At 52.2% G+C, this 23122-nt stretch carries 19 protein-coding genes and 1 pseudogene; 12 read left to right on the top strand and 8 right to left on the bottom strand.

Going from position 1 to position 23122, the window contains the following annotated elements:
- Positions 1–28 precede the first annotated feature (28 nt).
- Positions 29–1189, bottom strand: coding sequence for a glycosyltransferase (locus J2T58_RS10110; RefSeq protein ID WP_253489574.1), 1161 nt, complete (start codon positions 1187–1189; stop codon positions 29–31).
- A 251-nt stretch (positions 1190–1440) separates the two neighbouring features.
- Here J2T58_RS10110 and J2T58_RS10105 point away from each other — a divergent pair, with 251 nt between their 5' ends.
- The 4 genes from J2T58_RS10105 (at position 1441) to asnB (ending at position 6999) form a co-directional block, all read left to right on the top strand.
- Positions 1441–2355 (top strand): Gfo/Idh/MocA family protein, encoded by a 915-nt coding sequence (locus J2T58_RS10105; RefSeq protein WP_253489571.1) that lies wholly within the window; start codon positions 1441–1443, stop codon positions 2353–2355.
- 173 nt (positions 2356–2528) lie between these two features.
- A complete protein-coding gene (locus J2T58_RS10100) occupies positions 2529–3986 on the top strand; it encodes a nucleotide sugar dehydrogenase (RefSeq protein WP_253489569.1) in 1458 nt (485 codons plus the stop codon).
- On the top strand, positions 3987–5072 hold the full coding sequence (locus tag J2T58_RS10095; RefSeq protein ID WP_253489567.1) for a DegT/DnrJ/EryC1/StrS family aminotransferase: 1086 nt from the start codon (positions 3987–3989) through the stop codon (positions 5070–5072).
- A gap of 61 nt (positions 5073–5133) precedes the next feature.
- The gene (gene asnB, locus J2T58_RS10090; RefSeq protein WP_253489565.1) at positions 5134–6999 is read left to right on the top strand and encodes an asparagine synthase (glutamine-hydrolyzing); all 1866 of its coding nucleotides are present in this window, start codon (positions 5134–5136) and stop codon (positions 6997–6999) included.
- Here asnB and J2T58_RS11250 read toward each other — a convergent pair.
- The 7 genes from J2T58_RS11250 to J2T58_RS10060 all read right to left on the bottom strand — a co-directional run bounded on the left by J2T58_RS11250 (position 6983) and on the right by J2T58_RS10060 (position 13314).
- Entirely contained in the window at positions 6983–7225 is a 243-nt protein-coding gene (locus tag J2T58_RS11250) for a type II toxin-antitoxin system HicA family toxin (RefSeq protein ID WP_366518468.1), read from the bottom strand. The genes asnB and J2T58_RS11250 overlap by 17 nt on opposite strands.
- Positions 7203–7427, bottom strand: a complete 225-nt coding sequence (locus J2T58_RS10085; RefSeq protein ID WP_253489564.1) for a type II toxin-antitoxin system HicB family antitoxin — start codon at positions 7425–7427, stop codon at positions 7203–7205. Before J2T58_RS10085 ends, J2T58_RS11250 begins: the two co-directional genes overlap by 23 nt.
- A 216-nt stretch (positions 7428–7643) precedes the next feature.
- Positions 7644–8774 (bottom strand): hypothetical protein, encoded by a 1131-nt coding sequence (locus J2T58_RS10080; RefSeq protein ID WP_253489563.1) that lies wholly within the window; start codon positions 8772–8774, stop codon positions 7644–7646.
- Between the two features lie 35 nt (positions 8775–8809).
- Complete coding sequence (locus J2T58_RS10075; RefSeq protein WP_253489562.1) at positions 8810–9763, bottom strand: methyltransferase domain-containing protein; 954 nt, start codon at positions 9761–9763, stop codon at positions 8810–8812.
- Between the two features lie 64 nt (positions 9764–9827).
- Complete coding sequence (dnaJ, locus tag J2T58_RS10070; RefSeq protein ID WP_253489560.1) at positions 9828–10961, bottom strand: molecular chaperone DnaJ; 1134 nt, start codon at positions 10959–10961, stop codon at positions 9828–9830.
- Positions 10962–10966: 5 nt separating this feature from the next.
- Positions 10967–12793, bottom strand: coding sequence for a molecular chaperone DnaK (gene dnaK / locus J2T58_RS10065; RefSeq protein WP_253489558.1), 1827 nt, complete (start codon positions 12791–12793; stop codon positions 10967–10969).
- Positions 12794–12804: 11 nt separating this feature from the next.
- Entirely contained in the window at positions 12805–13314 is a 510-nt protein-coding gene (locus J2T58_RS10060; protein ID WP_253489555.1) for a nucleotide exchange factor GrpE, read from the bottom strand.
- A gap of 270 nt (positions 13315–13584) precedes the next feature.
- Between J2T58_RS10060 and purH the strand changes: the two genes are divergently transcribed.
- From purH to J2T58_RS10020, 8 genes and pseudogenes are all read left to right on the top strand, one after another.
- On the top strand, positions 13585–15069 hold the full coding sequence (gene purH, locus J2T58_RS10055; protein ID WP_253489552.1) for a bifunctional phosphoribosylaminoimidazolecarboxamide formyltransferase/IMP cyclohydrolase: 1485 nt from the start codon (positions 13585–13587) through the stop codon (positions 15067–15069).
- A 39-nt stretch (positions 15070–15108) separates the two neighbouring features.
- A complete protein-coding gene (locus J2T58_RS10050; protein WP_253489549.1) occupies positions 15109–15801 on the top strand; it encodes a DUF4013 domain-containing protein in 693 nt (230 codons plus the stop codon).
- Positions 15802–15961: 160 nt separating this feature from the next.
- Positions 15962–16603, top strand: coding sequence for a DUF4013 domain-containing protein (locus J2T58_RS10045; protein WP_253489547.1), 642 nt, complete (start codon positions 15962–15964; stop codon positions 16601–16603).
- Between the two features lie 125 nt (positions 16604–16728).
- Entirely contained in the window at positions 16729–18207 is a 1479-nt protein-coding gene (locus J2T58_RS10040) for a 2-isopropylmalate synthase (protein ID WP_253489544.1), read from the top strand.
- On the top strand, positions 18179–19852 hold the full coding sequence (gene ilvB, locus J2T58_RS10035; protein ID WP_253489541.1) for a biosynthetic-type acetolactate synthase large subunit: 1674 nt from the start codon (positions 18179–18181) through the stop codon (positions 19850–19852). Before J2T58_RS10040 ends, ilvB begins: the two co-directional genes overlap by 29 nt.
- Complete coding sequence (ilvN, locus tag J2T58_RS10030) at positions 19849–20349, top strand: acetolactate synthase small subunit (protein WP_253489538.1); 501 nt, start codon at positions 19849–19851, stop codon at positions 20347–20349. The genes ilvB and ilvN overlap by 4 nt, the downstream gene beginning before the upstream one ends.
- Before the next feature lie 196 nt (positions 20350–20545).
- Positions 20546–22066 (top strand): sodium:solute symporter family protein, encoded by a 1521-nt coding sequence (locus tag J2T58_RS10025; RefSeq protein ID WP_253489535.1) that lies wholly within the window; start codon positions 20546–20548, stop codon positions 22064–22066.
- Between the two features lie 89 nt (positions 22067–22155).
- Positions 22156–23122: pseudogene (locus J2T58_RS10020) on the top strand (hypothetical protein); the annotation flags it as partial.

Here is a 23122-nt window from a genome sequence, read left to right as displayed (position 1 = left end):
TGCATCAGGGCATAATAATAGATAGTATTTATCGATCCCCGCCGGAGAGGACCTCTTCTATTACAGTCTCAAATTCGGCTGCCTTCCTCTTCCAGGAGAAACGGGAGAAATCAATGGTATACTCCACCCTCTCAAGGTAGATCTGCCGAACCGTATTAACAAACTCACCCGGGCTTCGATAGATATGAAGATGAGGCCCCCCGATCGCCTCGACATCCGGGATCGGGGTTGAGAGGATCGGCCTTGAGCATGCAGAATATTCAAAAAACTTGTTTGGAAGTGCTATCTGCACCCACTGCGGTGGAGAAAGAGGGATGGTGCAGACATCCATCGCATTCATGTAGAGCGGGAGTTCATCATACCGCTTTCCGCCGGTGAACGTAACCATCTCCGAGAGTCCGAGCGAGAGAACAAGCGCCTGCAGCTCCTCAATATAGTCGGTGAAGAGGGAGCCGCCGACAATAAGGAGATGAACCTCCGGGCAGAAGGATCGGATCTCAGGGAGCATCCTGATCAATTGATCGATGGCATACCAGCGCTCGACGCTCCCTGCAAAGCCTATCACAAAACTCTCCGGATCGAGCCCTATATCTCGCTTACAGACCCCTATATCACGTGGATAGAAGAGATCGGTATTAACACCGTTTGTGATGAGCCCGGCAGAGAACCCATACTCTGCCAGCTGACGAACCAGGGAGGGTGATACCGTCGTCACCCGGGTGCTATGAGAGAGATTCCACCGGGTAATATTCCAGACGGTCGACCGGATTGCCTCTTTGAGGATACGGTTATTATAATAAGCAGCAGCAGAGTCAGGAAACCAGTCCTTGAGATCGAAGAGAACCGGAATTTCATGTTTCTCTGCTGCCCGGATCATCGCAGCTCCGGCGAGGACATGCGCCCCGACAACGATATCGATATCCTCCTCCTTAATGATCCGGTTGATCACCCTGAAATGGTGGGGGGCATTCAGTGTATAATGAAGCAGCGGACTCTGGAAGGGGAAGAGCGTCGCCTCATGCACCTTCAGCCTCGTCTCCCTCTCTTCTCCCCGGCTGACATGAAAGTGTGGAACATGAACGTCATGCCGGAGTGCCAGCTCCTCGCAGATATAATGATGGCGGGATGGGATCGGATGGTGGATGTAATCCTGCGTCGAGACGAGGAGGATACGCCGTTTCTCACCCATCGATCAGATCACTCCGGTATCTTTCCAGAATAATGAACATTCAATCTGATCCTTCGACCCGTGAATTAATGCTGGATATTTTAAGTACGCCATCTGCATGATAACCTGTTTGTACCCGGCACTATTAATTCTGCCACACGAACGGGCAGGCAGTGCAATCTGGTTATCTTCTTCTCGAACCTCCTCAGAGTACAGATCCTGTTTTACAAGATGAAAACCGATAATGATCCAGAACAGTCGGGGTTAATCAGATGGACGTTGGTGTTATCGGAGTGGGGGTGATGGGCAGAAATCATGCCCGCATCTACAATGAACTAAAAGAGGTCGGGGTGACCTATGTCTTTGATCTTGATGCAAAGAGTGCTGAAGAGGTCGCTGCCCAGACGGGAGCTGAGGTCTGCTCCTCGATTGATGAAATGCTCAGGAAGGTCGACCTTGTCTCGCTCGTGGTTCCCACCCGGTACCACTTCGAGACTGCAAAGCAGGTGATCGCATCGGGGGTGCATACCCTGATCGAAAAACCGATCTGCGCCACCGTGTCCGAGGCGGAGCAGCTGATACAGGAGATTCCTGAGGGGATTGTTGTAGGTGTCGGTCATATCGAGCGTTTTAACCCGATCGTCCCAGAGATCCAAAGAATCGCTAAAGCCCCCCGGTATATCGCCTTCCACCGCCACAATCCGGCATCCGGCAGAATCACCGATGCCTCGATCGTCGAGGACCTGATGATCCATGACATTGACATCCTCGTTAACGCCTTCTTCCCGGATTCAGAGTATTCCTTCTCAGTACGCGGAAGCAAAGACATCGCCCATGTCCTTGGAGGAGTTGATTCGACCTCCTTCTACCTCTCTGCTTCCAGAAAATCCGCGAAAAAGATTCGATCAATATACATCGAGGAAGAAGAGCGAACAGTCGAGGGCGATTTCATGACCCAGGAGATCTATGTATACCGGAAACCGGAGACCTATGATCAGACGAACGGCTTATACCGACAGGAGAATATCATCGAGAAGGTGCTCGTGAATAAGGTCGAGCCATTGAAGGTCGAACTTCAGGCATTTGTCCGGGCTGCCAGGGATGGCAGAATGTTTGATGTGACGCCTGAAGAGGGGCTGACAAATCTAAGGATCTGTGAGGCGATCCAGCGGGGGATTTCCAGGTGATAGGAGAGAACCAGAACTGTACGATCGAAGGGGATCCTGCCTACCAGTTCTCTTCCCTTGCAGTTAATACAGGTAGTGAGGACTCGCCTTCGAGCATGACAACTACCTTTATGGAACCCCGAAATATCGCTGCCATCGTATTCAATCCACAGATCATATAAAAGGATAAGACCATGACCGACCATCATCAGAAGAAGTACCAGAACCGTCTCACAGCTATCATAGAGAAACGCGGTCCGATCAAAACAGTCGGCGTAATTGGGATGGGGTATGTCGGCATCCCGGCAGCTGCCCTCTTTGCCGATGCCCCTGAATTTCAGAAAGTCTATGGGTTTCAGCGGGATTCCAAAAGCTCAGGATATAAAATTGAGTTGATCAACCGGGGCGAGTCCCCACTCGATAAGGATGAGCCGGAACTGGGTGATCTGATCTCAAAGGTCGTCTCTGGAGGGAAATTTGAATGCACTGCAGATTTTTCAAGAATTGCAGAGTGCGATGCCATCTGCCTTGCCATACAGACGCCGTTTGCCAATCCAAAAGATCTCATCCCGGACTTTGGACCTTTGCAGGAGGGACTCAGGCAGACAGGGAAGTACCTCTCAGAAGGTGCCCTTGTCGTCCTTGAGTCCACCATCACCCCGGGCACGACCACAGGCATGGCACGGGAGATACTCGAAGGGGAATCCGGCCTCCGTGCAGGCGAGGACTTTGCACTCGCCCATGCCCCGGAGCGGGTAATGGTTGGCAGGCTCCTGAAGAATATCCGGGAGCACGACCGGATTGTCGGTGGGATTGATGATCCAAGTACCCGGCGCGCTATTGAACTGTACATTCCTGTGCTGACCACCGGTAGCATCATCCCGATGACGGCAACCGCGGCTGAGGTGACAAAGACTGCAGAAAACGCATTCCGAGACCTCCAGATAGCAGCAGCAAATCAGCTCGCACTCCACTGTGAGGCGATGGGTGTCAATGTCTATGATGTCCGGAAAGGTATCGATTCACTGAAAGGAGAGGGGATCACTCGGGCAATCCTCTGGCCTGGTGCCGGGGTCGGGGGCCACTGCCTGACAAAAGACACCTGGCACCTTGAGCGGGGTGCTCAGCAGCTCGGCGGCGAGCTCTGGTATCCCCACGGCCAGCATTCGATCTTCGGGGTTGCCCGGGCGATCAACGACTTCATGCCATCCCACATGGCACAGCTGACAAGAGATGCGCAGGATCGTGCAGGGATAGATGTTGCCGAATCGCATATTGCCCTCCTTGGCTGGGCGTTCATCAACGACTCGGGTGATGCCCGAAATACCCCGTCTGAACCATTCTATAATGAGATGGAGGGGTATGGTGCAGGCATGATGGTGCATGATCCGTTTGTTGCAGATGATGAAGCAGGCGTTCCGATAGAAGACAATCTGGATACCGTTCTCCGCGATGCAGATACGATCGTCATCTTCACCGGCCATTCTGAATACCGGAATCTTGATCCTCTAACCGTGAAGTGGCTCTCAGGGGAAGACCACCCGGTGATCGTTGATGGGCGCAATACAATCGATCCCGACTCATTCATCAACGCCGGGTTCATCTATAAGGGGATCGGCCGGGGCGATAAGAACAACCATACGGTGATCTGATTGATACCGATTGCACAACCTGACCTTGGGGATGAAGAGGTCGAAGCAGCCACAGCGGTGATCCGATCCGGCATGCTCGCCTCAGGCCCGAAGGTGGCTGCATTTGAAGAGGCATTTGCCGGATACTGCAGCACACAACATGCCATCGCAACCTCAAACGGAACCACATCGCTTCATGCCGGGATGCTCGCCGCCGGGATCGGACCCGGCGATGAGGTGATCGTCCCTGCCTTCACCTTCTTTGCCACCGCCAGCAGTGTTTTGATGTGCGGAGCAACTCCTGTCTTTGCGGATGTTGATCCAATAACCTTCACCATCGATCCTATATCGGTGGCAGAGGTGATCACACAAAAAACAAAAGCGGTGATGGGGGTTCACCTTTTTGGACAGCCATTTGATCTCAATGCACTCCAGGAGATCTGCTCTGACCACACACTCATGCTCTTCGAGGATGCCGCCCAGGCGCATGGGGCTGAGTATCAGGGGCGGAGGGCAGGAAGCTTTGGAACATTTGGCTCCTTCTCCTTCTATCCGACAAAAAATATGACGACCGGAGAGGGTGGGATGATCACAACAAATGATCCGGAGATCGCACGCAAGGCACGGCTTTATGCAAATCATGGCCAGAGCGAGAAGTATCTCCATACCCTGATCGGCTACAACTACCGGATGACCAATATCGCAGCAGCTATCGGGCTGGTGCAACTTGGCAGGCTCGAACAGTACACTGATCGACGAAGGGAAAACGCTAGGTACTATGATACTCATATCAGAGTCCCCGGCATCATCACCCCCGCAGTGATGCCCGGAGTCCGGCATGTGTACCATCAGTATGTCATCCGGGTGACTGATGAGCGCCCCCTCTCAAGGGATGACCTGATGGTGTATCTCAAAGATAACGGCATCGGAACCGCGGTTCATTATCCGATTGCACTCCCTGATCAGCCGGTCTTTGCCGACTACAAGACAAAATGCCCGGTTGCCCGGACTCTCGCAAAGAGCGTACTCAGTCTTCCGGTACATCCACGGATCACAATGAAGGAATGCGAGATGGTATGCCATGCTCTTAATAAAATCACCGGATGACACCACATCCCGCGAGCTTTCAGAGCATCATTTTTACCTATCAAAATCGTAGATATATCAGATGTGCGGCATTGCAGGGCAGTTTGTCATAGATGGGGATCAGATCGACTCTGATCTCCTCCACCGGATGTCCGCAACCCTCGCCCATAGGGGTCCGGACGGTGATGGAATCTATATCAGTGACCGTATCGGTCTTACCCACCGCCGCCTTGCCATCATCGATCTCTCCGGGGCTGGGCATCAACCAATGTCAAATGCCGAAGAGACCCTCTGGATCGTCTATAATGGCGAGATCTATAATTATAAGGAACTCAGGGAAGAACTGAAGAATCTCGGATACATATTCCGTTCAGAATCTGATACCGAGGTTATCCTCCATGCATATGCAGCGTGGGGCAAGGAGTGCCTCTCCCGATTCAATGGAATGTGGGCATTTGCACTCTGGGATAATATGAAAGGAGAGCTCTTCTGCTCGCGGGACCGCCTCGGGATTAAGCCATTCTATTATGCCGTCAACAATGGATCGTTCTTCTTCGCCTCCGAGATTAAGGGACTGCGGGAGAACCCCGCAATAGGGAGACGGCCAAATGAGGCGAGGCTCTCTGATTTTCTTGCATGGAGTCTAGCCGATCATACAGATGAGACTTTCTTTGACGGTATCTTCCAGCTCCTCCCCGGCCATGCCATGACAGTGACAGCAGAGGGTGTCGGGGAACCGGCGGCATACTGGAATCTCTCGATGAACCCTGCATTGCAATCGAGAGAGATACATGATGAGGAGGCGGCCGGGGGTTTCCTCGATCTTATGACCGATGCGATCAGGGTACATCTCAGATCAGATGTACCGGTTGGCACATGCCTTTCAGGGGGTCTTGACTCATCGACACTGACTGTATTGATCAACAGGATTCTGAATGAAGAGGACCCGGAAAAAGGAAATAAACTCCAGAATACATTCTCTGCCTGCTTCTCTGACAAACGGTTCGATGAGAGCGAGTATATCGATATAATTGCAGAGGATACAGAGGTGAAATCACATCCAACCTATCCCGGAACAGAGACCATCTGGGAGGATCTCGATCACCTCCTCTCCAGCAACGACGAGCCGTTCGCCAGTCTCACCATCTACTCCCAGTACTGTGTCATGCGTGAAGCAAGTAAGCGGGTCAAGGTCGTCCTCGATGGGCAGGGGGCAGATGAGCTGCTCGGTGGGTATATCGCCTACCATGTTCCGCATATCCGTGGTCTTCTTCAGGCGAAACGTCCTCTTCTGGCTCTTTCCGAATTATTTGGTATTCTCCGCCATCACAGGAGCTTCTTCTGGTCTGCTCTCCACCAGGTTCTGGTTAGAAAGAAACGTCGTGGTCTGATCTGCAATGTACGTCCTGATCCCCTGCCCCGATATCAGGGGACACTTGGCGAAACGCTGCTTGTCGATCTCACCCGTGCCAATCTCCCGTACATGCTCCATTGGGAAGACAGAACCTCAATGGCCTTCTCCATCGAATCCCGGGTTCCATTCCTCGACTATCGTATCGTCGAATATCTTGCATCCCTTCCCGAGGATCAGAAGATCAGAAACGGCATAACAAAGTACATCCTACGAAAGGCAACAAAAGGCCTCCTCCCAGAGGCGATCAGATGCCGGATGGATAAACGGGGCTTCTCAACACCCGAGGAGATCTGGATGAGGGGGGCGATGCAGCCCGGCATCCTTGCGATCCTCACCTCCCCTTCATTCGCCCAACGCCCCTACTGGAATGCAGATGAGGTGCTTGCAAGCTATCGTGAGTTTGTTGATGGACGCTCTTCCTATTCGGGGGAGATCTGGCGGATCATCTGCACCGAACTCTGGCTCAGACGGTCTATCGACACGCCCGGACAGGGAATAAAAGGAAAAGGATATTTGATTAAAGAAATAAATTAATAATTTCTTGTTTCGTCATATTGTTATGGTCTGCGATATCATGGAAGATACTATTTAATGTTCGTTTTTGTTGTTCTTTTCGGAATGGAATGATAATAATATGATTTCCCCGTTCGGTTTTTTTAGCCATCTTGATGTGACTTCCGCGTTGTTGGACAAAAGAATAGCCAAGTGTTGTTAGGACTCTGATGATATCCGTGCTGCTAACAACCGGAAGATGTGGCAACGTGATGCACCTGGTGTATGGTCCGGGTCTCTATCGTGATCTGTTCGTCAGGCTTTATTTCATCTTCAAAATATAACAGTACGGCTTCTTCAATGTTTTTCAGCAGCTCTTCGAATGTTTTTCCATCGGTAAAAATACTAAATCCGATAGCGCAGGCTGACCAGTATCCATCTTCACAGGTAGTTTCAAATAGCACCAGCATACAACATTCTCCGGTTTAGATTATGGAATCTGTATGATAAAAAAGCTTGTGAAGATATTGTTCCATACGGATCTGTTTATCAAAGGCGTATGAAGGTTTGCGGATTTTTAATAAGATGAGTCGGCAGTTTCGCCATCACTCCTTGAACCCTGCAAAAGCCTCTTGAGAACCGCTTTTTACCTCCCCTTCATGAATCCACGCCACATCGGTACTTCATCACCCCCCATTACAGAGACTCAGTATCTCCTTCATCCTCCCTGTCTCAACGGACGGCTTCGTCGACTCAAGCCAGAGATAGAAACCCACCCGCCCGGGGGTGAGGCGTTCAAACTTGAACCCCCCGGACTTCTCAGGCACCATCTTATAGTACATCCGTTTCTTTTTCGGTCTGAGGTAGATGACCGGTGAGAGTTCGGGGAGATCGACGGCAAGGACCGCCTTTGAGTAGTTCTGCATCAGATCATGATAATCGAGGACAGAACTCTTCACCCGGAGCCCATAATCCTGAATAAGAGCCTTCTGCGCAGATGGGATCAGTGCACCACAGATGATCTTCTTGACAAGCGGTGAGATGTCCGGATCCGCAAGCGTCTCCTCAGGTGTCTTCTGCCTGGAAGCAGCCAGATTCAGGCGGGAGAGGGCAATATCATGGAAATATCGGTAATCGAAGGGGCGGGCCCTGAGCGAGAGTGCACTGATCAGCTTCGGGTTGTTGGCTGCTTTTCGTGGGAACGGTGCAAGGCGGATGGAGCGGAGCGATGCCTTCAGATCCTCACAGCTGTGTGTCCCGACATAAGCATTCTCCTTCTCTCTGCAGAGCCTCTTGACAACCTGGGTATTTGAGATGTCAACTGATGAGAAGAGGATAAACTCCACCGTCTCCTGCCTGAAGAGATAGCCGAAGAGCTTCTTTTTGTACTTAATCTCAGCCTCAAGATCCTTGAGATCCGCGGGAGAGGTGACGATCTCGGCGAACGAGACCTTGTTGTTATCATCTATCAGGAGGAGATCCACCTCGGCGAGATCCTGGCCATTGCCTCTGACCCGGATATCCCCTTTCTCGGCATAATAGATGCCGTTCTGGCCGAGTGCCAGGCGAACCGGCCTCCGGGGGGCATCTGCCCCCTTCTTCACAATCTTCTTGATCGATTCGGTATCCGCTGCAATATCAAGGAGGAGTTCATAGATGAGGGCTTCATACCAGTACCCCTCCACCGTCCGCATCTCCATGATATCCTCTGAGAAGAGCTTCTGGTTATCACCCTTCTTCAGATGGCGGAGGGCCCGTATGGCCAGAGCCCGGCTCGGCTCAAATCTGGCGCAGTTATCCTCTATCCAGTTCAGCACCCGCTTGTTCCTCCAATTATATGTATCACCTTATTTTATTGTAGTACCAGTATTCGTCGGGTCAGGCTCTTATGCACCCGTTGGTCGAAGGCATGGATGATATCAAAGTATTCTGATGCGGCAGATGAGATGTCACGGTGGGTTACAACCACGGCCCTCCCTCCTCTCCTGAGTACGCGTCGTATCTCTGATAACGAGGCATCATAGAGCCGCTCAAGGCTCGATGCACCGATTGCGGTTGACTGCCCGTACGGGAGATCGGTTCCAATAGCATCAACCGCACCATCCCCTATCGGGAGCTGGCATGTATCAGCACGGAAACACACCGCATCGCGGATATTATTACAGAACCCATCGATCATCTTTGGATCGATATCAGATCCGACTGTCCGTGCCCCGATAAGTTCTGCTTCGAGAAGAATCCCTCCTGTTCCACAGAATGGATCATAGAATATCTCATCGGGCCTGACATGGGTGAGATTCACCATGGCACGGGCCATGAGTGGCATCATCACACCGGGATGAAAGAAAGGACGCCTCATCGGATTACGGTACGCATAGGAGCCGCGTTCAATCCGGTGAATAACCCTCCCAAGATAGCATGTACCATCTGAGAAGATGGCACGATACTCTTCCTGCGGGTTGTTCAGTGAGACATCTCCGGTGATCAGATCTCCCATCATCCGCTCAAGATCCCCCTTCCCTGCAGGAAGAACTGAAGGGTGTACCCGCTTCACACGGCAGGCAAATGACCTTTCCGTAGATAGGGAGAGATCAGAGAGGAGGGATCGAAATGAGATCAGATCCGTTTCGCACTCCCCCAGGTACTCCATGACAAGATGTGTCTGGGCAAGCCTGGATACCTCTCCGGGACATGGACAGTCTGCCACTGCAACCTGCGGTGCAGATGCCGTAATTGTTCCAAGACACTCTATCTCAGCGAGGGGAATGCCGGGGTGTTCACCAGAGAGTTCAAAGAGGAGTTTCATCCCGGTTATACTTTGGTATGGAAGATGAAATACCTGCGCAAAAGAAATACGACGGAAGGGTGGCTCATCGCCCCATTACCTTCTCAAAGAAGCCCTTCTTCGTCTTCGAGGTGGATCCCTTCCCCTCTGCTCCAATCTCGATCTCACGGATCTTCTCATAAAGCTCTCTGAGATCGCCATCGAGGCTCTTTGGGGTCACCACAACGACCCGGACGAGGAGGTCCCCGGGCCTGCCCCGCCGCCGGACACCCTCCCCTGGGATTCGGAGTGCGGTTCCATACTGGATACCCGGTGGGATCTTCAGGCTTACCTTCCGGCTGTCGATCGTCTCGATCTCGACCTCCGATCCAAGGGCTGCCTGTGCCGGTGAGACTTCAACCCCGGTCTCAAGATTATCTCCCTTCCGGTCAAACCGTGTATCCGGCTCCACCAGTATCTCAATATAGAGATCCCCGGCTGGTGCACCAAAGTCGCCTGCCTCGCCGTACCCGTCCATCTTCAGGCGCATTCCTGTCTCGACACCAGCCGGAATATGGACTGTCACCGTCCTCTGAACCTGTGTATGGCCACTTCCGCTACATGAGGTGCAGGTCTCCTCAGGAATCTTTCCTCGTCCGCCACATTCTGTACAGGTGGTCATCCTGACGAACTGGCCAAAGAGCGACTGGCTGACAGATCGCATCTGACCGCTCCCTCCGCATCGTGCACAGGTCTTCACCCGCTTGTTGGCGCTTCCACTGCCGTCACAGGCAGGGCATGGCTCGGCATGCATCACCCTGATGTCCCGGTCTATTCCAAAGACCGCATCGCGAAGAGAGACCGAGACCCGCATCAGGAGATCAGATCCTCGCTGGGGACCGCCCCGCTGCCCTCTCCCTCCAAAAAAGGAGTCGAATATGTCTCCAAAGCCGGCAAAGTCTGATGAGAAGCCATACCCTGCCCCGCCAGCCCCACTATAACTGCCTTTTGAGGCATTGGTATATGCCTCATGGCCGAGCTGGTCATACTGGCGCCGCTTCTCAGTATCGGAGAGGATGCTGTATGCCTCATTGATCTTCTTGAACCGATCCTCTGCACCCTCATCCTTGCAGACATCCGGATGATATTTCCGGGCAAGGTTGCGGTAGGCTTTCTTTATATCCTTCTCCGATGCGTTTTTGGGAACGCCGAGGGTTTCATAGTAGCTCTCCGCAACCATCCGACTCACTCTTTCTTGACTTCGTAGTCGGCATCAACGACGGTATCGTCCTGTGCGGGTTCTGCCCCCTCACCGGCTGCCTGAGCCTCTTCAGTTGCCTTCTGGTAAAGCTTGGTTGAGACTGTGTAGACTGCCTCCTGCAGGGCATCCATCTTCTCTTTGATGACGACGGTATCATCACCTTCAAGTGCTGTCCGGAGACCCGCAACCGCCTCTTCAATAGCAGTTTTGTCAGCCTCCTCAATCTTGTCTCCGCTCTCTTTGATCAGCTTCTCTGCGCTGTATGCAGCCATATCAGCGTTGTTGCGGATCTCGATCTCCTCACGCTTCTTCTTGTCCTCCTCCTCGTAGAGTTTGGCGTCGTTGACCATCTTCTCGATCTCGTCCTTATCAAGATCTTTCTTGCCATGGATGGTGATCGACTGCTCTTTGCCTGAACCGAGATCCTTGGCTGAGACATGAACGATACCATTGGCATCGATATCAAACGTAACCTCGATCTGTGGTATACCCCGTGGTGCAGGGGGGATACCGGTCAGCTGGAACCTGCCGAGTGAGAAGTTATCGCGTGCAAACTGCCGCTCACCCTGGACGACATGGATCTCGACACTCGTCTGCCCGTCTGCAGCAGTGGAGAAGATCTGGCTCTTCCGTGTCGGGATGGTGGTGTTGCGCTCGATTACTGCGGTTGCGATATTGCCGAGGGTCTCGATCCCAAGCGTAAGCGGTGTCACATCAAGGAGGACGACATCCTTTGCCTCACCGGTCAGGACTGCACCCTGGATGGCGGCACCAAGGCCGACACACTCGTCGGGGTTGATCCCCTTGTCCGGCTCCTTTCCAAGGATCTTCCGTACCGTCTCGACGACGAGGGGTACCCTGGTCGATCCGCCGACGAGGAGGACATGGTTGAGATCCTTTGCATTGATGCCTGCATCCTTGACCGCCTGTTTCACCGGTTCAACCGTCTTCTCGACGAGATCACCGATCAGCTGCTCGAACTTTGCACGGGTCAGGTCAATATCGAGGAACTTCGGACCCGAGTCGGTGGATGTGATGTAGGGGAGGTTGATATTCGTCTTCTGAAGCGTGGAGAGTTCGATCTTCGCCCTCTCTGCCGCATCCTTCAGGCGCTGCAGGGCGACCGGGTCCTTTTTGAGATCGATCCCCTCTTTCTTCTTAAAGTCATCGACAAGATAATCGATGATCCGGTCATCGAAGTCATCGCCGCCGAGGTGGTTGATCCCGGTCGTTGCAAGGACCTCAAAGACACCATCGCCGAGGGTCAGGATCGAGACATCAAATGTTCCGCCGCCAAGGTCATAGACGAGGATCGTCGATTCGCCTTCCTTGTCAAGACCATAGGCAAGGGAGCTGGCTGTTGGTTCGTTGATGATCCTGAGAACCTCCAGTCCTGCGATTCTTCCTGCATCCTTCGTCGCCTGCCTCTGTGCGTCATTGAAGTATGCCGGGACGGTAATGACCGCCTTTGTGATCTTCTCTCCAAGATATGCTTCTGCATCAATCTTCAGTTTCTGAAGGATCATCGCAGAGATCTCCTGTGGAGAGTACTTTTTGTCATCGATGGCGACGGTGTAATTTGTTCCCATCTGCCGCTTAATGGATGCAATTGTGCGTCCCGGATTTGTCACAGCCTGGCGCTTGGCGACACTTCCGACAAGACGCTCACCATCTTTTGAGAATGCAACAACGGAGGGGGTTGTCCGGGCACCCTCTGAATTTGGGATCACCTTCGGTTCCCCACCCTCCATGATCGCCATACATGAGTTCGTCGTTCCAAGATCAATTCCGAGGATTTTTTCTTTCGCCATAATAATTCACCTTATTGTTTATTTCCTTTTGAGACCGCCACTTTGGCGCATCGGATTACTTTGTCATGCATACAGTACCCACGGCAGACCTCATCGAGGACAACCCCTTCGTCCTTCTCAGATGGCAGATATGCTATCGCCTCATGCTTCTCCGGATCAAAGGGGGAGTCCTCACTTCTGATCGGGGTGATGCCGTTTCGTTCCAGGACGGAGAGGAAGAGCTTATGAATCTGCACAAGCCCTTCCCTGAGATCGGCGTCATCCGCCTTCAGTGCCCGTTCAAAGTTGTCGAGGACATCGAGGATCTCAAGGGCAAACCTCTCGTTTGCGAACTGAATGATCCGTTCCTGGTCCCGGGCGGATCGCTTTCTGTAATTGTCAAAGTCAGCAGCAAGACGGAGGTATTTCCCATAGAGCTCGTCATACTCCTCTCTGGTAACCTCAGTGGATACCTGATCGTTTCTCTCAGTACCTTCTTCGATAACAATCCCTTCCTGTCTGTCCTTTGTCTCATCCTCCATAGATGATCACATCAACGTGTTACAGTACCTATTGCAATGTAGTTCTATATAATATTAACCCTTACCTGATGTAAGTGCCCCCTCAGGCTGAGGGATGCATCCAGACGGTATTTATGGGGTTTTAACGATCAACGGAAGTCATATCCTCCTCTGATATCTTCTATCTCCTCTCACTGTGGATATCACCCTATGAAAGAGGCGCATACTCCGGAAGCGATCCGGATCTGATAATGGGTGCTTCTATTATACGTGAGGATCAATAGATCTGGTATGACGACAGCTCTCCTCTCTGTCTTTGACAAGACTGGTATCATTGCATTTGCCGAGTCTCTTCATGCACGGGGTGTCACCATCCTGAGCTCGGGAGGGACGGGAAAGGCACTCGCTGAAGCAGGTATCCCTTTCACTGAAGTCTCGGCATACACCGGCTCCCCTGAGATGATGGACGGACGCGTCAAGACGCTCCATCCAAAGATTCATGGCGGCCTCCTCGGACGGCGTGGTATCGATGATGCCGTCATGGCACAACATAACATCCCCGGGATTGATATCCTCTGTGTGAACCTCTATCCGTTTGAGGCGATGGCAGCAAAGAATCTCCCCCTCTCCGAACTCGTCGAGTTTATCGATATCGGCGGCCCTGCGATGATCCGGGCTGCTGCCAAGAACTACCGTGATGTGGCAGTCATTACGGATCCATCAGACTACGGAAGAGTCCTGGATGCACTCGGCCAGGGCGGCATACCCGATGAGATTCGCTTCTCCCTTGCAAAAAAGGCATTTGCACGGACTGCCGCCTATGACGCCGCGATAAGCAACCATCTCTCCGGGATCGACAGCACCTTCCCTGAGACACTCACCGTCCAGTTCTCAGGCGGCCGTCAGCTCAGGTATGGTGAAAATCCCCATCAGCAGGCGGCAGTCTATGGAGATGCCGGGATCGCCGGTGCAGTGCCGGTGCAGGGCAAGCAGATGTCCTATAACAATTACCTTGACGTCCATGCCGCCGTCGGCCTTCTGCGGGAATTTGACGAGATCTGTACCGTCATCGTCAAGCACAACAATCCCTGCGGAGTTGCTACGGGAACGACGCTCCTTGACTCATATATCCGGGCCCGCGACGTCGATCCGGTCTCAGCATATGGATCGGTCATCGCGATGAACCAGGAGATCGGCGCTGATGTGGCAGAAGCGATCTGCAGTACCTTTGTTGAGGTTGTCATCGCCCCCTCGTACTCGGAGGAGGCACTTGCTATGATGGAGGCGAAGGAGAATATGCGGATACTCATCCTCCCAGCACCATCTCTCGCCGATGAGATCCGGTCGATCGACGGCGGGATGCTCTATCTGCGGACCCCCCCGTACCGTGAGCACTGGCAGGTCGTCTCCGAACGGGAGCCGACGGCTGCTGAACTTGATGCGATGCGGCTTGCCTGGCGGGTCTGCAAGCATACCAAGAGCAACACCATCATCTTTGCTGACCAGAAAGAGACACTCGGTATTGGAGCCGGCCAGATGAGCAGGGTTGATGCGGCGAAGATTGCCATCGACAAGGCACGAAAGCCGCTCAATGGATCTGTTGCCGCATCCGATGCCTTCCTGCCGTTCCCTGATACCCTTGAGGTTGCCGCCGATGCCGGCGCGACTGCACTTGTCCAGCCCGGCGGCTCCATCCGTGATGCAGAGGTGATCGCCGAGGCAAACAGGCGGAATATGGCGATGGTCTTCACCGGGGTCCGACACTTCAGGCATTGAAAAGGTAATGTAAAATATCCTTGACACCTATCGTATGATATGGATATTGGAAAAATCGTAACCTCTTCTTTTTATTATGCAAAAGATGGCCTCATCGGCCACTGGCGTCGCTGGTTCATCCTCATCATCGGGACATTGATCTTCCCAATCCTCTATGGATATACCGTCCGGGTGATGCAGGGTAACGACATGGCACCAGAGGTGGAGGGGTACCTGAGCCTCTTCGTCGATGGTCTGAAACTCTTTCTGATTCAGATCATCTATGGAGTTCCGGCGATCATTCTCACCATAGCGACTGTGGCAAGTGCTCTCTCATTTGATGGCCCCGTCTTCTCATCATCAGTCGCCTTCACACCAGGTCTGGCTACTGCCGGTTTGTTGCTTGCCCTGATCATCTACCTGATCGCCTATACGCTCATCCTCCCCATGGCACTCGTATCATTTGCACGGAGCGGCCGCATTGGTGAGGCGTTCCATTTCAGTAAGATTCTTGCAATCATCCGCTCTATCGGGTGGATAGAGTATATCCTTGCACTCCTCATCCTCTTTGTCATTATGGCAGGGATCAGTGTTGCAATTCAGATTCTCTCATTCATCGGCTTCATTATTCCGTTCTTTTACATTTTCACGATGGTTCTGAGCTTTGCCATATCGCCTGCAGTCTCAATCTTCCATGCCCGATATATACGTGGGATCTATCTGCATGGGAAGGCTGATCAGAAAACCATCTGAAACTCTTATATTTTAATTTAATTATTTATTTTAACCCTGATCTCGATATCTTCCCTTCTTATCTTTTTGTTCGAGGAAATACCTCATTCTATGAAGATTATATGGGGAAAATATAAATACAAAGAAGTTTACAAATCTGCGTACCACAGAGGTGGTCATTATGGAATATGGTCAAATGCTAGGTGACTCTTTTGAGTATGTGAAGGAAGGGCTGGTTGGTAAGTGGATGAAATGGATTCTTCTTATCGTCTCGACCATCATCTTCCCTCTTCTGTACGGATATATTGTCAGGGTATACAGGGCCGAGGGTCCTGCCCCGGAGCTTGAGGACTGGGGAGGTCTCTTCATCGATGGGATCAAGCTCCTGATAATCAATATCATCTACGTCATACCTGTCTTCATTGTCGCCCTGATCTTCGGGGTCGGTGCAGCACTTACAGGTATGGCAATGGGAACCCCAAATGCTGCAATGGCAGGAGGGGCAATGATTGGCCTCCTCGCTGTTATGATCGTTTTTATCATCATCGGACTGATTATGCCCTTTGGATGGATTCGGTTTGCACGCACCGGATCGATTGGGGAGGCATTCAACTTCAGTGCCATCTTCGGCCACATCGGAAAGATCGGCTGGGTCGAGTATATCATCGCACTGCTCATTCTTGCAGTTGTCATCACTGTCGTTCAGTTCGTCCTTGGTATCATCCCGGTTCTTGGCTTGTTCCTTCTCTTCATCCTTGCTCCGGCATTTGCCATCTTCTCGGCACGGTATCTTACAATAATCTATGACAGTGTCCCTGCATAAGCGGGAATACTCTCTTCTTTTTATTCTGCTGTGCAGACATCACCTATTAAATAATCTCAGCCCCAAAGTGTAATTGGTGCTTTCCACTATGAGGGATTGCTTTATTTGTTAATCGGCCACGTATTTTGGATACGACCCTGCGTGATGGTGAACAGACACCAGGGGTATCGCTCAAGCCTGAAGATAAGCTGAGTATTGCAACACTCCTCTCTGACATCGGTGTTGATGTCATCGAGGTCGGCTCTGCCGCGGCATCTGATGGTGAACGAGAGTCTCTCCGGCTCATATCGGATGCAGGTCTGAAGGCAGAGATCTGTACATTCGTTCGCGGAGTGAAGCTTGATATAGACTATGCCGCAGATTATGGTGCAGATTCCGTACATCTCGTCATCCCTGTCTCTGATCTTCATATCGAGAAGAAGCTGAGGAAGGATCGTGAGTATGTCACGAAGATGGCATGGGATTCTGTTGAATATGCAAAGGATCGCGGTCTGATCGTTGAGCTCTCGGGGGAGGATGCATCACGGGCTGACCCGGCATATCTTCTGGATCTTTATTCAGGTGGCGTTGATCGGGGTGCAGACCGCCTCTGCTTCTGTGATACCGTTGGTGTGCTCACACCGGAGCGGGCCATGGAGCTCTTACCGCAGTACTGTATCGCCCCCCTCTCCATCCATTGCCATAATGACCTTGGAATGGGGCTTGCAACGACGCTTGCCGGACTGAAGGCCGGGGCGACATGTGCGCATGTCACGGTAAACGGTCTTGGAGAGCGGGCAGGCAATACTCCCCTGGAGGATCTTGTGATGTCGCTTGAGGTGCTGTATGGTCTCGATACCGGGATCAATACTGAGAAGATCTATCATCTCTCCACCCTCGTCTCACGGATGACCCGGGTTCCGCTCCCCACGAACAAATCGATCGTTGGTGAGATGGCATTTACTCATGAGAGTGGCATCCATGCGCATGGTATCCTTCGTGACTCGGCGACCTATGAGCCTATCAGCCCTGAGATGGTCGGGAGGAAGCGTCGGATTCTGCTTGGAAAACACTCAGGGAGTGCGTCAGTTGAAGCGGCCCTCTCCGAGATGGGGTACATCACCGAGCCGAGACAGCTCCAGGAGATCGTCGCACGGGTCAAGAAACTTGGCGATGATGGCAAACGGGTGACCGACTCGGATCTCCATGCCATCGCCGAGGCGGTCCTTGACATCTCCTGTACTCCTGTCATCAGGATGAAACAGTACACGACAGTCTCAGGAAACAGTGTCATGCCGACGGCCTCAGTGACCCTCCTTGTCAACGGCGATGAGATCACGCAGGCATCGACCGGTGCAGGCCCTGTTGACGCGGTCATAATGGCACTTCGGAAGGCTGTGCAGGATGTGGGTGATATCACCCTTGAGGAGTATCATGTCGATGCCATCTATGGCGGAACTGATGCCCTTGTCGATGTGACCGTCACATTACGCAAGGACGGAGAATTGATTACCTCCCGCGGCGCACGGACAGATATTGTCATGGCGTCTGTGGAGGCCATGATATCAGGAATGAACAGGTTATTGAGGAAGAGAGATGAAGACCGGGGCAAAATTACTGGTTGAAGGACTGATACAGCAGGGAGTGACGACCATCTTTGGATACCCCGGCGGCGTAGTGCTCCCCCTCTATGACGAGCTCTATGACTCCCCCCTCCGGCATATCCTGGTCCGGCATGAACAGGCGGCTGCACATGCGGCTGACGGGTACGCACGAGCCTCCGGTAGGACAGGGGTATGCCTTGCAACATCAGGTCCAGGGGCCTGCAACCTCGTTACAGGTATTGCAACAGCATATATGGACTCTGTTCCGGTGGTTGCACTCACCGGGCAGGTGCCAACCTCCATGCTCGGGAATGATGCCTTCCAGGAGTCTGATATCACCGGTATCACGATGCCGGTGACCAAACACAATTATCTTGTCAAACGTGTTGAGGATCTCAACGGCATCGTCAGAGAGGCATTTCATATCGCCGGAACCGGACGACAGGGCCCCGTCCTGATTGACATCCCAAAAGATGTCCTGACGAACCAGGCGCCTGAGCCCGGACCTCCTGAGGAGATTATCCGGAGAGGGTATAATCCGACCCTGAAGGGCCATCTCCGGCAGATCGAGAAGGCACTCTCTCTCATTGCAGAGGCAGAGCGGCCGATCATCTATGCCGGTGGTGGTGTCATCGCCTCCGATGCATCGGCTGAGCTGATCAGGTTTTCCGAGATGACCGGTATTCCGGTGACGACGACCCTGATGGGGATCGGTTCCCTCCCATGCGATCATCCGCTCAATCTCGGCATGCTCGGGATGCACGGTACCCGCTCTGCCAATTACGCGATCACCGAGTCTGATCTCCTCATCGCAATCGGTGCACGATTCGATGATCGGGTCACCGGAAGGATCGAGTCATTTGCTCCAAATGCAGGCGTCATCCATATTGATATCGACCCGGCGGAGATCGGGAAGAATAAGAAGGTCGATGTGCCGATCGTCGGAGACTGCCGCTCTATCCTGACATGCCTCATCGATCGCCTCCCGCAGAAGAAGCAGAGGGCGGCCTGGGATGAAAAATACAATCATTGGAAGGTGACCTATCCGATGTCCGTTCCGGATGACGGGCTCCTCAGGCCGCAGATGATCATACGTACCCTCTCCGACCTCCTGGATGGAGAGGGGATCATCGTCTCCGAGGTCGGTCAGAACCAGATGTGGACCGCCCAGCACTTCTGTTTCAAACATCCAAGGACCTGGATCACCTCCGGAGGTCTTGGAACGATGGGCTATGGCTTCCCTGCCGCAATCGGTGCCCATTTCGCACGTCCGGATCTCCCGGTCTTTGATATCGCAGGCGATGGCAGCATCCAGATGAATATTCAGGAGCTTGGAACGGTTGCCCAGTATGATATCCCGGTCAAGATTGTTATTTTGAATAACATGTACCTCGGTATGGTCCGGCAATGGCAGGAGCTCTTCTATGACCGGAGGTATTCGTATACGGAACTGCCTGAGATCGACTTCGTCGGAATCGCACGTGCCTATGGTATCGACGGGATGCGGGTCGACTCGGCAGACGGGGTGAGAGAGGCACTGACGACCGCCATCGACACCGATGGTGCATATGTTCTTGATTTCAGGATCGCCCGTGAAGAGAATGTCTTCCCGATGGTTCCGGCAGGTGCTGCCATCAATGAGATGATTGGAGGCCAGCAGAAATGAAGATCCATACCCTCTCAATCCTTGTTGAGAACCGTGCCGGTGTCCTCTCCAGGGTCTCCGGGATGTTCTCACGGCGTGGGTTCAACATAGAGAGCCTTGCCGTCGGTACCTGTGAGCAGCCTGAGATGAGCCGGATCACCATCACCGTCAGGGGTGATGATACCGTCATCGAGCAGGTCAAAAAACAGTTGAATAAACTCATCGATGTCATCAAGGTCTCAGACATCACCTATCGGGAGCATGTCAGGCGGGAGCTGGCACTCATCAAGGTTGCTGCGAGCCCGGGGACGACCCGGGCCGAGGTGATGCAGATTGCAGATATCTTCAGGGCGCAGATCATCGATGTCGGGGCAAAGACCCTCGTCCTTCAGGTCGTTGGCGATCCCGACAAGATTGATGCTCTTGAAACACTTCTCAGGCAGTACGGGGTCAAGGAGCTGATTCGTACAGGAACGATCGCCGTCCTCCGCGGGGCAAAGACCTCAGCCGGGGACTGATCCCTCTTTTTATCTTTCGTTTTCCGCTTTATCTGTTGAATCAGATCGAGCATGTTATATGTTACCATGTCACACATTAGCATGATATGTTATTCGGACTGCCTGAACTTACCGTCTATACCGTCGGTGGTGTCGTGCTCATCATCATCATCCTGCTTATCATATGGGGACTTCGATTTCCGGAGGGTGACTGATCATGGCTGATCCTATAACCGTCGGTATCATCATTTTGTACTGTATCGTGCTCATCGGGATTGGAGGATGGGCCTCCCGCAAGATCAATAATACCGAGGATTACATCCTTGCCGGCCGATCGCTTGGATTCTGGGTATTTACCATCCTGATGGTTGCATCTATCTGCAGTGGTATGACTCTTGTCGGGGTATCCGGGTTTGGCTATTCCTCAGGATGGCCGGGGATCTGGGAACAGATTGCTGTCCCGCTTGCTGCTGCCTTCTGTATCACCATCTTCGGGGTGAAGCTTCACCGGGTCGGCCGGGAGAACGGCTATCTCACCCTTGAGGATTACTTTGCACACCGCTTTGAGAGTGCACGGGAGTTGCGTGGCTTATCTGCGATTGCAGGAATCACCGTCTCTCTCATCTACCTCGTCGGCCAGTATACCGCGATCAGTATCGTTCTGGTCTGGCTCTTTGGTATTGAGCACTGGCAGGCCCTGATCATATCGGGTATTATCATTACCGCCTATACCGTCGTCGGGGGTCTTTATGCCGTCTCATGGACGACGCTCCTCCAGGGGGGTCTGCTGATCGCAGGTGTCATCGGGATTACCCCATTCCTGATAGCAAAAGCCGGCGGCCTGACGCATATCAACCAGGTTCTTGCGGGTATCGATCCAAATTTCGTCCAGCCCTGGTTCCCCTCGCCCGTCTATGCCCCGTATGCCTTTGCAACACCGGAGTTCCTCCTCTCATTCGGGCTTCTTCTCACTGTGGGTCTTGCCTGTGCTCCGCATGTCATCAATAATGTCCTTGCTGCACGGGAGACGACATACTTCAAATGGGCTCCGCTCATTGCGTTCCTCGTCTACCTGGTTGTCATGTTCCTTGTGAAATTTGCTGGATTTGCCGTCCGCGTCCTTGTAGAGGAAGGGACGCTCGTCCTTCCTGATGCTGTAAACGCGCAGGACTTTGCGTTTATGTATGGTGTTGAGTTTGCAGCTCCAAACGTCTTTGTATGGGGTATCTTTGCCGTCATCGTCCTTGCAGCGGTGATGTCGACGACCGATCGTCTGATGCTCACCATCGGAACGATGTTTTCATGGGATATATACAAAAACATCCTTCATCCTGATGCACCGGATGCGAAGGTCCTGCGGATTTCTAAGATATCTGTCTTCCTCGCCGCCGGTATCTCGCTTCTTCTTGCGATCAACCCGCCTGAGATGCTTGCCTGGTTGATCTGGATGGGTATCGGGGTGATGCTCTCAACCTTCGCAGTCCCGATTCTGGCAGGTCTGTACTGGCGGGGGGCGACGACAAAAGGGGCTCTCGCCTCAATGAGCCTTGGACTGATCGGATCTGGTGTCTTTGGATACTACCATCAATTCATCGACAAACTACCGGTCCACTTCAGCCTCTACTCGGTGACACTCGCACTCCTTGCGATGATCATCGTCAGTCTCCTTACAAAGAAGAACAAGCCCGAGGTTCTGGATGCGACGATGACAGGATGGTATATATTTAAAAAGAATTAACATATAAATTTTACCAATCAGTATAAATAGTTATATTTATTTATCCATCCATCATTTCTTTGTTCTACTCCCGGGAGATACCAGGGTACATGGTGGTGACAGGTATAATTGAGAGGGGTATTTCATTTCGATGGCTTCTGTTTGGCATCATTATCGTCATCATTCTGCTGATAACAGGATTCATCCTGAACCTCAATTATCATGCTTCAAAAAATACCCTTGAGGAACATACCCGGGTTCTGAAGGAGAATACAGAGTATAGCCTTATCCAGTCTCTGATCCTTACTGACCAGGGGCTCCGGCTCTTTGATCAGTCCCTTGACTATCGCCTTTGGGGAGAGATGGCGATATTTCTCAGAGCATATGAGGAGAGTAATAGCAACCCTGCAGAGATCGATCTCGAACTATTACAAGAGATGTTTGGTGAAGGCTATGAACTCTATATCATCAACGAGAAGGGTATCATTGAATACACGACCTATCCACCCGATCATCTGCTGGATTTCTCTCTCCAGCCCAATTTTATGAAACGGCTGACCAGTATCCGGATGGGTAGTCGTTTCGTCTCTGACAGGGTTATTCCTGATATCCAGACCGGCCAGTTACGTAAATATGCCTATCATCCAACCCCGGATCATCAGTACATTCTTGAGATCGGCTACATAAATGATGATATCGAAGAGATGCGATCTGCCCTCCTCTATCAGGAAGCCGTGGAAACAATTCTTGAGAATAATCCATATCTGACATCAATCCGGGTTTTCCATTATCTGGGAGGTGAAATTGAAAACCCATCGTACATACCTGAGGAGGAGATAAGCAGGATCATTGCGACAGTCCTTGAGACCGGTGAGGAGTATGTCATCGAGAATCCGGATACAGATACGATCATCAGGTATGTTTTTGTTGATCTCACCGGGAATGACAACCCCCCTGAGATGAACCTCGTCGCTGAACTGACGAGTTTTTCGATTAACCCCCCCAACAACGATCACTTGAGGGTTGAAAACCCTACAACAAACCCAAATTTGCAAAAAAAAATAGGTTACAACCGCC

It is taken from the genome of Methanocalculus alkaliphilus (assembly GCF_024170505.1).
GTDB classification, from domain to species: domain Archaea; phylum Halobacteriota; class Methanomicrobia; order Methanomicrobiales; family Methanocorpusculaceae; genus Methanocalculus; species Methanocalculus alkaliphilus.
The sequence above is the reverse complement of the archived record's forward strand: the minus strand, read 5'-3'. Positions and strand labels throughout refer to the sequence as shown.